We start from the raw sequence: 12,086 nt of genomic DNA on the forward strand, positions 1-12,086 counted from the left end.
AACGGGAAATTTCCGACTCTATAAGGCCCATATCAGGGCCTGCAGCGTCACTTGGAAGCCGTTTTGAACACCGCCGGTAAAAAAAATCATGTTTTTTGCTGAGAGGGGTTTACAGTTAAAAAGACGCTCCGTATAGTGCGCGCCATCGACGACGCACAAGCGTTGCCGATACTGCCCAGATGGTGAAATTGGTAGACACGCCAGCTTCAGGTGCTGGTGACCTTACGGTCGTGGAAGTTCGAGTCTTCTTCTGGGCACCAATTTCGAGATTGAGACTAGATCAGTTTCAAGGCTCACACAAAAACCCGCGAAAGCGGGTTTTTTGCATTCTAAGCCCAGGTTTTCTTAAAACTGATTTATTAAAATTAAATCAGGGGTTTACAGATCAAAAGACGCTCCGTATAGTGCGCCACATCAACAGCGGCAACGCTAGCGATGATTGCCCAGATGGTGAAATTGGTAGACACGCCAGCTTCAGGTGCTGGTGACCGCAAGGTCGTGGAAGTTCGAGTCTTCTTCTGGGCACCAATTCAAATCCAAGGTTACGACCATGGATTTCACAAAAACCCGCGAAAGCGGGTTTTTGCGTTTCTGCCTTCCAGAAAACCAGAATCCCACTGTAGGAGCTGCCGAAGGCTGCGATCTCTTGATCTTGCTTGTGATTGCCCAAAAACAAGATCAAAAGATCGCAGCCTTCGGCAGCTCCTACATGAACGCAGAGCCTCTCGCAAGGCGCACTTGAGAAACAATATCGTTTATCATTGTTGCAAGTTTTTGCAATGCGACAGTGAGGAACCCTGCGAATGACGTTTCGAAATACCCTGCGCCGAGGCCTGACCTTCACCCTCCTCGGCCTGGCGCTCGCCACTCCCCTCACCCAGGCTGCCGATGCGGTTTCCCTGACTCTCTATAACGGCCAGCACAAGGAAGTCGGCGACGCGATCGCCAAAGCCTTCGAAGCCAAGACCGGCATTCACGTCAATGTCCGCAAAGGCAGCAGCAACCAGCTCGCCAGCCAGGTCATCGAAGAGGGCGACCGCTCCCCCGCCGACGTGATCTACACCGAAGAATCGCCGCCACTGAACAATCTCGGCGAACTCGGCCTGCTGGCAAAAACCGATGACGCCACTTTGGCTGTGCTTCCGGAAAAATACGTCGCCGGCAACGGCACCTGGATCGGCGTGACGGCGCGCGTTCGCGTGGTTGCCTACAACCCGAAACTGGTCGATGAAAAAGACTTGCCGAAATCGGTGATGGAATTCTCTGATCCGCAGTGGCAAGGCAAAGTCGGCTTCGTACCGACCAGCGGCGCATTCCAGGAACAGGCCGTAGCCATCATAAAGATGCACGGTCGCGACGCCGCCGAAGAATGGCTGACGGGCCTGCGCGCGTTCGGCAAGACCTACAGCAACAACATGGTCGCCCTCAAAGCCGTGGAAAACGGCGAAGTCGCTACCGTGCTGGTGAACAACTACTACTGGTTCGCCCTGCAACGCGAGAAAGGCAAACTCGACTCGAAACTGCATTACTTCACTGGCGGCGACGTCGGTGGTTTGATCACCGTATCCAGTGCTGCCGTGCTGAAATCCAGCAAACATCCAAAAGAAGCCCAGCAATTTCTTGCCTACATGGCCAGCGAAGAAGGTCAGCGCGTGATCACTCAGACCACCGCCGAATACCCGCTGCACAAAGGCATGGAATCGGATCGCGGGCTCAAGCCGTTCAGCGAACTGGAAGCACCGAACGTAACGCCGGCCGACCTGGGCAATGCCGAAGAAGCGCTGGAACTGGAACGTGAAGTTGGCTTGAACTGATGGCCGCATCGTTATCCGCCCCCGCCGCGCGCGGGGGTTACGTACCAAAGCGCAAGCGGCCGTCGATCTGGCTGGTACTGCCGGTGTTGCTGCTGGTGGTACTGAGCTTGTTGCCGCTCGCCTACGTCGGACTGAAAGCCTGGCAGGCCGGCTGGGCCGAGGCTCTGCATTTGTTGTGGCGCCCGTATGTGTTCGGCCTGCTAAGCAATACCTTGGCATTGATGGTTGGCGTAACCCTCACCTGCGGCGTGATTGGTCTGTCGCTCGCCTGGCTGCTGGAACGCAGCAATTTGCCGGGCCGGCGTCTATGGGGCGTGATTCTGTGCCTTCCGTTCGCAGTGCCGGCATTTGTCAGCAGTTTCACCTGGGTTTCGCTGAGCGCGCAGTTCGAAGGGCTGGGCGGGGCGATTCTGGTCATGAGCCTGTCGAAATACCCGCTGATCTTTCTGCCGGTAGCGGCAACCCTGCGCAATCTTGATCCGTCGCTTGAAGAGTCTGCCCGCACGCTGGGGCAGAATCGCTGGGGGGTGTTTTTCCGCGTCACCCTGCCGCTGCTTTGGCCGTCGTTGTTGGCCGGTTCGCTGTTGATTGCCTTGCACATGCTGGTGGAGTTCGGCGCGCTGTCGATCATCGGCCTGCAAACGTTCACTACCGCGATCTATCAACAGTTCGAACTGGAATTCAGTAACGCCAACGCGGCGATGCTTTCTGCGGTGCTGCTGGCGCTGTGCCTGGTGTTGTTGTGGCTGGAGCTGCGTGTGCGCGGCAAAGGCCGGCACGTGCGCACCGGCCAAGGCGCGGCGCGTCAGGCTGAACAGGTTCGATTGGGGCGCTGGGCTTCGCTGGGTCAGTTGTATTGTCTGGCGCTGGCGATTGTCGGCAGCGGGATTCCGCTGGGGATGCTGGCGTACTGGCTGGCGGTGGGTTCGTCGGCAGCCTTTCCGGTAGCGGCGATCACCGAAGCATTGCTGTCGTCGCTGGCGTTGTCGCTGGGCGGCGCGGCGCTGTGTCTGGTGCTGGCAGTGCCGGTGGGTTTGCTGGTGGTACGTTACAAAGGCCAATTAGCGATTTGGGCTGAGCGTCTGCCGTACCTGTTGCATGCGCTGCCGGGCTTGGTGATTGCGCTGACGCTGGTGTATTTCGCCCTGCATTACGTGCCGGCGTTGTATCAGACTTCGGGGTTGTTGCTGATCGCTTATGCGCTGCTGTTTCTGCCGCTGGCGCAGGCACCGATTCGTACTGCACTGAACAAGGCTGCGCCGCAGCTTGAAGAGGCTGCACGGACGCTGGGCGCTTCGTCGTTTACGGCGTTTTGTCGGGTGACGTTGCCGATTATTTTCCCGGCATTGGGCGCGGCGTTTGCGCTAGTGTTTCTCGATGCAATGAAGGAATTGACGGCGACGTTGCTGTTGAGTCCGACCGGGCTTAATACGCTGGCGACCGAGGTGTGGGCGCATACTGCGAATGTCGAGTTTGCGGCGGCGGCGCCTTATGCGGCGTTGTTGATTTTGGTGTCCGGGTTACCGGTTTATCTGTTGACGACGCGGATGTATCTGAGCCGCTAAAAGATCGCAGCCTGCGGCAGCTCCTACATGGGATTAATGTAGGAGCTGCCGCAGGCTGCGATCTTTTGATCTTAAGCCCTGAACTGCCCCAGACTGGCTTTCAGCTGTGCAGCCAAACCATCCAACACCTTGCCACTCGCCGTGGTTTCCACGACCGCCTGCGCCGCCTTCTCGGCCTGCGCATGAATCGTCTCGACTCGCCCGCGCACCGCCTGCGCACCCTGCGCCTGATGCGCTGCAGCCTGCGTCGCCAGGCCAATCGCCGCGTGCACCTGCTCGACCGACGTCTGCACCGATTGCTGCAACCGCGCGCTGTCACGCAACACCAGCAAACCTTCGCTGGCCTGACGCCCGGCCTGACCGATCGCCTCGACCGCCTCACGCGCACCCTGCTGCAAAGCGACGATGTGCGCCTGAATATCGCCGGTAGAACTTTGCGTCTTGCTCGCCAACGCACGCACCTCATCCGCCACTACCGCGAACCCACGCCCGGTTTCACCCGCGCGCGCTGCTTCAATTGCCGCGTTCAGTGCCAGCAAATTGGTCTGCTCGGCGATCCCGTGGATCACCGTCAGCACCACTTCAATCTGTTCACTCTGCTGCGCCAGTCGCTGGATGACTTTCGCTCCAGTGTCGACCTGCCCAGCCAACGCCTCAATCAAGCCGCCGACCTTGGCCGACGTGCGCGTGTTCTCATCCGTGGCCTGACGAATATCCACCACCTGCTTCAGCGCCGCTTGCATGGCATGGCTTTCCGATTGCGCCTCATCAGCCATTTGCGACAGCGCGCGCAGGCTTTCCGCCACTTCGTCACGCTGCATCCCGGCCGCCGCATCGGCACCGGCATTGCGCAGAGTCATTGCGCCAATTTCGACGCCGGTGCGCTGCGCGACATCGCCCGCCTCGCGCACGATCGGCTGCAACTTATCCACAAAGCGATTGACCGCCGCGGCCATGTCGCCGATTTCGTCCTTGCTGTTGATCTGCACACGCTTGGTCAGATCACCCTCGCCCGCCGCCAGGTCATCCATCGCGGCATTGAGCATCTTCAGGCGATTGACCACGCGATGGCCCAACACCACAGCCAACAACAGCAGCACACCGCAGCCAACCAGCGCCAGGCCCAAGCCGATTCTCCAGCGCAGGGTCGCCGCTGCTTCTTGCACCGTGCTCGCGGTATTGGCCTTCATCTCGGCGGCGGTGGATTGCGCCGATTGCAGACGCGCTTGCATCGCCGTGGCGCTGTCCGCTGCAGCGCCTTTGAGGCTGTCGCCGACCAGTTGATCGCTGCTGGCGATCAGCGCCGAGAAACGTTTGTCCAGCGCTGCCAGATCAGTTTCCACCGAGGCCGTGGAAACGCCCATCAGCACCTTGCCGATTTCCACGCCATTGGGGTTGATCGAGGCTTCGAGGTAGTAGACCGACGGATCGTTTTTCGCCGCATCCAGCACTTTATCCAGCGCACGCTCGCCCTGGCCTTTTTCCAGCAAGGCCTTGTTGATCGGGTTTTCGCGATTGAGATAACGGGTCAAGTGCTGGCCGGTGGCGTCGTCGTAGACCACGAACAGCACATTGGGATTACGCTGGGCCCGGCGGGCGAATTCAGACAAGGTCGGCACGTCGCTGTCCCACATGGCGCGCGGTGCGACAGAGGCCAGCAACTGCGCCATGTCATTGGCCGAATCCTTCAGATCCTTTTCCAATGTCGTACGCAGTTGCGCCTGCTCGTCCTTCAGCCGCGAAGACAGACCAGCGGTCAGGCGCTGACGGGTGCTGGCGGACAGGGCGTCGAGACTCGACGTGACTTCACGCCCCGCCTGCTCCAACTCGCCCGAGAGTTTCTGGCTGTCGGCGCCGAGGCGCACAGCCAAATCCGCTTCCAGCGCCGTGACGGTGCTCCGTGTCAGGGCGACGGCCACCAACACTTGCACCAAAAGAGCGATACCAAGGGTAACGAATACCGGGCGCAACAAACGGCTTTGTAACAGTGAGAGAACGGCCGACACTGTGAATACCTCTACTTCTGACGCCATTAATTTGATGGCACTCTTGTAGGAAGATTCACAGCAAAGGTCATGCCGTCCAACAGGCATAAACGACAAAGGCCCCGATTAAGGGGCCTTTGTTTTTTACATCAACGACTTATCAAGCGAACGGATGGCGCAGAACGATGGTTTCGTTGCGGTCCGGGCCCGTCGAAATAATGTCGATCGGTGCGCCGATCAACTCTTCGACGCGTTTGATGTAGGCACGAGCGTTAGCTGGCAGCTCTTCCAGGGTCTTGGCGCCCACGGTCGATTCGGTCCAGCCCGGCACTTCTTCGTACACAGGCTGCAGGCCTACGTAGCTGTCAGCGTCGGTCGGAGCAACGGCGTTGCCTTGCGCGTCTTTGTAGCCGACGCAGATGTTGATGGTTTCCAGGCCGTCGAGTACGTCCAGCTTGGTCAGGCAGATGCCCGAGATGCTGTTTACATCGATCGCGCGACGCAGGATAACGGCGTCGAACCAGCCGCAACGACGGGCACGGCCGGTGGTAGCACCGAACTCGTGACCTTGCTTGGCCAAGTGTGCGCCGACTTCGTCGAACAGCTCAGTCGGGAACGGGCCAGAACCGACGCGAGTGGTGTAAGCCTTGGTGATGCCCAGGATGTAGTCCAGGAACATCGGGCCAACGCCCGAACCAGTCGCCACGCCACCGGCGGTGGTGTTGGAGCTGGTCACGTACGGGTAGGTACCGTGGTCGATGTCGAGCAACGAACCCTGGGCGCCTTCGAACATGATGTCCTTGCCGGCGCGACGCAGGTCGTGCAGCTCGGCAGTGACGTCGAGCATCAGCGGCTTGAGCAGCTCAGCGTATTCCTTGCACTCGGCCAGGGTCTTTTCGAACTCGATGGCCGGCTCTTTGTAGTAACCGACCAGCATGAAGTTGTGGTAATCCACCAGTTCACGCAACTTGTCTTCAAAGCGCGGCATGTTCAGCAGGTCGCCGACACGCAGGCCACGACGAGCGACCTTGTCTTCGTATGCCGGGCCGATGCCGCGACCGGTGGTACCGATCTTCAGCTCGCCACGGGCCTTTTCACGGGCCTGGTCCAGCGCCACGTGGAAGGACAGGATCAGCGGGCAGGACGGGCTGATACGCAGACGCTCGCGCACCGGTACGCCTTTCTCTTCCAGCTTGGTGATCTCGCGCAGCAGGGCGTCAGGTGCAACCACCACGCCGTTGCCGATCAGGCACTGCACGCCTTCGCGCAGCACGCCCGACGGGATCAGGTGCAGGACGGTTTTTTCGCCGTCGATCACCAATGTGTGACCAGCGTTGTGGCCACCTTGGTAGCGCACTACGGCGGCAGCATGTTCGGTCAGCAGATCAACGATCTTGCCTTTGCCCTCATCACCCCATTGGGTGCCCAGGACTACGACATTCTTACCCATAACACTTGTCCTCATTCGCGCAAACTTGGTGCCGGCGATGGCCGGCAGGAAAACTCAAGAAGCCAGTGGCGATACTTGCCAAAGCCCGTTCTGCTGAATCAATTGCCGGTCGCAGTCCGCATCACGGGCGGCGGCCAAAGGTTGCCCAGGCAAAGCCTGAACGACACGCTGACCCTCACTGCGCAACTGGCAAACCTGCTGCCAGAGTGCCGCATCCGTACTGTCAGGCATCCAGATACCGCCAGACGGTAGCTCGATCTCAGCACGCCCCAGGGTCACCAGGGTTTTCAAATCGGTGGAGAAGCCTGTCGCCGGACGGGCGCGACCAAAATCCGCGCCGATGTCGTCGTAGCGACCGCCCTGAGCGATGGACTGGCCCACGCCCGGCACGAACACCGCGAACACCACACCGGTGTGGTAGTGGTAGCCACGCAATTCGCCCAGATCAAAGTACAGCGGCAGCTCCGGGAAACGCGCCGACAGACGCTCGGCGATGGCCAGCAAATCTTCCAGTGCCGCCAGCACCGGCGCCGGCGCATTGGCCAGACGCTCGCGCGCAGCGCTCAACACTTCACGGCCGCCGCACAGATCAACCAGCGCACGCAACATGCCGGACAGGTCGGCCGGCAGGCCTTCGGTCAAGGTAATGACCTCGTCGATGGCCTTGCGTTGCAACGCATCGAACAACTGCTGCTCGACTTCACCGGACAGACCGGCAGCACGCGCCAGACCACGGTAGATACCGACATGACCGAGGTCCATGTGTACATCCGGCACATCGGCCAGTTGCAACATGGCCAGCATCAGGCTGATAACTTCAACGTCGCTGCTCGGGCTGGCGTCGCCGTAAAGCTCGGCGCCCAACTGGATCGGGCTGCGCGAGGACGACAATGCCCGCGGCTGCGCATGCAGCACGCTGCCGGCGTAGCACAGACGGCTCGGGCCTTCGCGACGCAGGGTGTGCGCATCAATGCGCGCCACTTGCGGCGTGATGTCGGCACGGAAACCCATCTGCCGGCCCGATTGCGGGTCGATGACCTTGAAGGTACGCAGATCCAGGTCCTGGCCCGCGCCGGTCAGCAGGGATTCCAGGTACTCGATATGGGGAGTCACGACAAACTCGTAACCCCAGCTCTGGAACAGATCCAACACCTGACGACGCGCGACTTCAATGCGCGCCGCTTCCGGTGGCAGTACTTCTTCGATGCCATCTGGCAGCAGCCAGCGGTCTACCGTTGCCATTACGCCATTCCCCTTTGATCCGGGCGGCCAGCCTGCGGGCGAGCCTTGAGTGAAGCAGAAAATGACCGATCCGTTCAAAACGCACGCGCATGAACGACGCGGCGAAAGGCCTGTTACCGGCTTCGCCCATCACTTTCCTCGAAATACTCTCGGGCCATTCAACCCGATGCCTGCAACAAAAAACAGCAATCAAACGTGCAGACGCAAAAAAGCCGGGAATTTCCCGGCTGCCGCATCATACACACGTTTTCCCAAAGGATCACCCCGCCCGAGGTTTTAGCCGCCGGGCGGAATGATTCAGGTCAACGTCGTATCAAGGCTTGGACTTTTCCAGGTAACGGAAGAAGTCGCTGCTTGGGTCGAGGACCAGGACGTCGGATTTGTTCGCGAAGCTTTCACGGTAGGCGCGCAGGCTACGGTAGAAACCGTAGAACTCCTGATCCTGACCATAGGCCTTGGAGTAGATCGCAGCGGCCTGGGCATCACCGTCACCGCGAATCTCTTCGGATTCACGATAGGCTTCAGCCAGCAGCACGCGGCGTTGACGATCGGCGTCGGCACGGATGCCTTCAGCCAGTTCGTTACCCTTGGCGCGGTGCTCGCGAGCTTCACGCTCACGCTCGGTGCTCATACGTTCGAACACGCTGCGGTTGACTTCTTTCGGCAGATCAATGGCCTTGACCCGGACATCGACGACTTCGATACCCAGCTCTTTTTCCGCCATCTTGTTCAGCGAGGCCGTAATGTCAGCCATCAGCGCGTCACGTTCACCCGACACCACTTCGTGCAGAGTGCGCTTGCCGAACTGGTCACGCAGACCGGATTCCAGACGACGCGACAGACGCTCGTCGGCGATTTGCTTGAGGCCCGAAGTTGCGGTGTAGAAGCGCTCGGCATCTTTCACGCGCCACTTGGCGTAGGCATCGACCATGACGGCTTTCTTTTCCAGCGTCAGGAAGCGCTGTGTCGGTGCATCCAGCGTCATCAGCCGCGCGTCGAATTTACGCACCTGGTTAACGTAAGGCACTTTCACATGCAGGCCCGGCTGAACATCGGCCTGAACCACACGACCGAATTGCAGCAGCACCGCACGCTCGGTCTGAGCGACGATGTAGAAGCAGTTCCAGCCAACCAGTAGCACGACGACGCCAACAATAAGGGCGATCAGCGATTTATTGCTCATCAGCGGGTCTCCCTTGTGCGCGACTGCGGCAGGTCAGTGACGTGCGGCGTGACATCCGTGTTGCTGGCGGCAGCCGAACCGGTGACCGGCGCATTGCTGCCCGAGCTGTTCTGAATCATTTTGTCCAACGGCAGGTAAAGCAGGTTGCTCTGGCCGTTCTTGTTACCGGTCACGAGTACCTTGCTGGTGTTGCTGAAGACTTCCTGCATGGTGTCCAGGTACAGACGCTGACGGGTCACTTCAGGGGCCTTGCGATACTCGGCGACCAGTTTAGTGAAGCGATCAGCCTCACCCTTGGCGCGCGAGACCGTTTCGTCGCGGTAACCGTTGGCATCCTCAAGGATACGCTGGGCCTGACCACGGGCTTCCGGCACGACGCCGTTGGCGTAGGTTTCAGCCTGGTTGCGCGAACGCTGCTCGTCTTCACGGGCGCGGATCACGTCATCGAAGGCTTCTTGCACTTCACGCGGTGCCGCTGCGCTCTGTACGTTGACCTGAGTGACGGTGATACCGGTGCGATAGGTATCGAGGAAGCGTTGCAGACGCTCCTTGATTTCGCTGGCCATCAGCTCACGACCTTCGGTCAGCACCTGGTCCATGGCGGTGGAACCCACCACGTGGCGCAGGGCGCTGTCGGTCGCGTGCTGCAGGCTGATTTCCGGCTGATCAACGTTCAGCACGAAATCCTGCAGGTTGCTGATCTTGTACTGCACGGTCAGCGGTACTTCGACGATGTTCTCGTCTTCGGTCAGCATCTGGCCCTGCTTGGTGTACGCCCGCTCACGCGTGACGTTTTCCATGTACTTCTTGTCGATCGGCGGGAAGTAGATGTTCAGGCCCGGGCCGACGGTCTCGTAGTACTTGCCGAAGCGCAGCACCACGGCTTGCTCCTGCTCGTCGACCACGTACACCGCGCTGTACAGCCAGACAGCCGCGAGCACGACCAGACCGATGCCGAGCAGGGCGCCGAAGCCACCCCCACTGCGACCCGAACCACCGCCGTCATCACCGCGTTTCTTACCACCACCGAACAACCCGTTCAGGCTTTCCTGCAGCTTTCGGAAGGCCTCGTCGAGATCCGGTGGCCCCTTGCGGTCGCCGTTATTGCGGCGCTTGCCACCCCAAGGATCCTGATTATTCGAGTTGCCACCCGGCTCATTCCAAGCCATAGCGCTCTCCATCTGATAAAGCAAAGACGCACCCACGGCGCGCCGACCAATGCTACAGAATGCCTGCCGTTACGGCACAACCGCTTCTTCAGGCTTTTATTGCAAAGTGTGTTGCTCGATGAATTCCATCGGCTGCAATCCTTCGCGGCTTACCAGTCGATTCAACTCGACACGGGGCAAACGAACGGCCAGCAAACTGATGCCTTCTTCGTCGTGTTCTTCTTTCTGCACCGCACCGAGTTCGAAAAACTGCGCACGCAGTCGCGCGAATCGTTGCGGCAAGCGCAAGGTACCGATAAACAAATCACTGCCAAGTAACTCGGCGATGGCTTGCTCAAGCAATTCCAGACCACTGCCATCACGCGCCGACAGCCAGACCCGCTGGGGCTTGCCGTTTTCGTCGCGCTGGATTTGTGGCTCAACGCCTTCAAGCAAATCGAGTTTGTTATAGACCTCGAGGATCGGCAAGTCCTGGGCTCCGATCTCGCCCAGCACCAGCATCACCTGCTCGATCTGCAACATGCGATCCGGTTCGGCCGCATCGATCACGTGCAACAGCAGGTCGGAATTGCTCGACTCTTCGAGCGTAGACCGAAATGCCTCGACCAGCTTGTGCGGCAAGTGACGAATGAACCCCACCGTGTCCGCCAGGACAATCGGCCCCAGGTCGTCCAGTTCCAGACGGCGCAGGGTCGGATCGAGCGTGGCGAACAACTGGTCGGCCGCGTACACGTCGGACTTCGTCACGTTGTTGAAGAGCGTGGATTTGCCGGCGTTGGTGTAGCCCACCAGAGACACGGTAGGAATGTCCGCACGGGAGCGGCCGCGACGCGATTGCTCGCGCTGGCTGCGCACTTTCTCCAGCCGGCCCTTGATCTGACGCAGGCGCACCCGCAGCAGACGACGGTCGGTTTCGAGTTGGGTTTCACCCGGGCCGCGCATGCCGATACCGCCACCTTGACGCTCAAGGTGAGTCCAGCCACGAACCAGGCGCGTGCTCATGTGGTCAAGCTGGGCCAGTTCGACCTGGAGCTTGCCTTCATGGGTACGGGCGCGTTGGGCGAAGATATCGAGAATCAGACCGGTACGGTCGATCACGCGACACTCGAAAACACGTTCGAGGTTACGTTCCTGGCTGGGCGTGAGGATGTGATTGAAAATCACCAGATCGGCTTCTTCAGCCTTGACCAGGTCGCGCAGCTCCTCGACCTTGCCGCTGCCGATCAGGAATTTGGCGGTTGGCCGATGACGCGGCACGTTAAAAAACGCAACGGTCTCGGCGCCCGCCGAATTAGCCAATTCCTGAAACTCCTGCGGATCTTCGCGCGCCTCAGGGTCCTGTCCATCCAAGTGAACGAGGATCACTCGTTCACCACCACCGTGGCGCTCAAAGAACAAAGGAGACTCCTATCAGGCGTTACCTGGCTCAGCGTCACCTGCTTCGGATTCGGTTGCGCTAGGCAGACGAATTGGACGAACCGGCACGACTGTCGAGATAGCGTGTTTGTAAACCATCTGGCTCACGGTGTTTTTCAGCAGGATCACGAACTGGTCGAACGACTCGATCGTGCCTTGCAGTTTGATACCGTTGACCAGGTAGATGGAAACCCCAACTTTCTCTTTACGTAAAGTATTCAAGTAAGGGTCTTGTAGCGAATGCCCTTTTGACATGTGCCGC

10 protein-coding genes and 2 tRNA genes are annotated in these 12,086 nt (G+C 59.6%); 5 read left to right on the forward strand and 7 right to left on the reverse strand.

The features are described from left to right. Nucleotides 1-173: 173 nt before the first annotated feature. The 5 genes from ACZZ0B_RS23400 (at nt 174) to ACZZ0B_RS23420 (ending at nt 3,379) form a co-directional block, all read left to right on the forward strand. Nucleotides 174-260, forward strand: a tRNA-Leu gene (locus tag ACZZ0B_RS23400). A 181-nt stretch (nt 261-441) separates the two neighbouring features. Beyond that, a tRNA-Leu gene (locus ACZZ0B_RS23405) sits at nt 442-528 on the forward strand. A gap of 22 nt (nt 529-550) precedes the next feature. Then, entirely contained in the window at nt 551-742 is a 192-nt protein-coding gene (locus tag ACZZ0B_RS23410) for a hypothetical protein (RefSeq protein ID WP_008078319.1), read from the forward strand. Nucleotides 743-803: 61 nt separating this feature from the next. Next, complete coding sequence (locus tag ACZZ0B_RS23415; RefSeq protein WP_134175845.1) at nt 804-1,814, forward strand: extracellular solute-binding protein; 1,011 nt, start codon at nt 804-806, stop codon at nt 1,812-1,814. Continuing rightward, nucleotides 1,814-3,379: an ABC transporter permease gene (locus ACZZ0B_RS23420; protein WP_463546345.1), complete on the forward strand. Its 1,566-nt coding sequence runs from the start codon at nt 1,814-1,816 to the stop codon at nt 3,377-3,379. Before ACZZ0B_RS23415 ends, ACZZ0B_RS23420 begins: the two co-directional genes overlap by 1 nt. Nucleotides 3,380-3,450: 71 nt before the next feature. Here ACZZ0B_RS23420 and ACZZ0B_RS23425 read toward each other — a convergent pair whose 3' ends face one another. From ACZZ0B_RS23425 to hfq, 7 genes are all read right to left on the reverse strand, one after another. Continuing rightward, the gene (locus tag ACZZ0B_RS23425; RefSeq protein WP_008078326.1) at nt 3,451-5,385 is read right to left on the reverse strand and encodes a methyl-accepting chemotaxis protein; all 1,935 of its coding nucleotides are present in this window, start codon (nt 5,383-5,385) and stop codon (nt 3,451-3,453) included. Between the two features lie 139 nt (nt 5,386-5,524). After that, a complete protein-coding gene (locus ACZZ0B_RS23430; protein WP_027921980.1) occupies nt 5,525-6,814 on the reverse strand; it encodes an adenylosuccinate synthase in 1,290 nt (429 codons plus the stop codon). 54 nt (nt 6,815-6,868) lie between these two features. Continuing rightward, complete coding sequence (locus ACZZ0B_RS23435; RefSeq protein WP_007915833.1) at nt 6,869-8,056, reverse strand: ATP phosphoribosyltransferase regulatory subunit; 1,188 nt, start codon at nt 8,054-8,056, stop codon at nt 6,869-6,871. A gap of 313 nt (nt 8,057-8,369) precedes the next feature. Beyond that, entirely contained in the window at nt 8,370-9,239 is an 870-nt protein-coding gene (gene hflC / locus ACZZ0B_RS23440) for a protease modulator HflC (protein ID WP_008078329.1), read from the reverse strand. After that, on the reverse strand, nt 9,239-10,408 hold the full coding sequence (gene hflK / locus ACZZ0B_RS23445; protein ID WP_008078330.1) for an FtsH protease activity modulator HflK: 1,170 nt from the start codon (nt 10,406-10,408) through the stop codon (nt 9,239-9,241). Before hflK ends, hflC begins: the two co-directional genes overlap by 1 nt. 96 nt (nt 10,409-10,504) lie before the next feature. Beyond that, nucleotides 10,505-11,806, reverse strand: a complete 1,302-nt coding sequence (gene hflX, locus ACZZ0B_RS23450; RefSeq protein ID WP_008078331.1) for a ribosome rescue GTPase HflX — start codon at nt 11,804-11,806, stop codon at nt 10,505-10,507. Nucleotides 11,807-11,818: 12 nt separating this feature from the next. Further along, nucleotides 11,819-12,079, reverse strand: a complete 261-nt coding sequence (gene hfq, locus ACZZ0B_RS23455; RefSeq protein ID WP_007902656.1) for an RNA chaperone Hfq — start codon at nt 12,077-12,079, stop codon at nt 11,819-11,821. Nucleotides 12,080-12,086 lie beyond the last annotated feature (7 nt).

It is taken from the genome of Pseudomonas sp. AC247 (assembly GCF_979258015.1).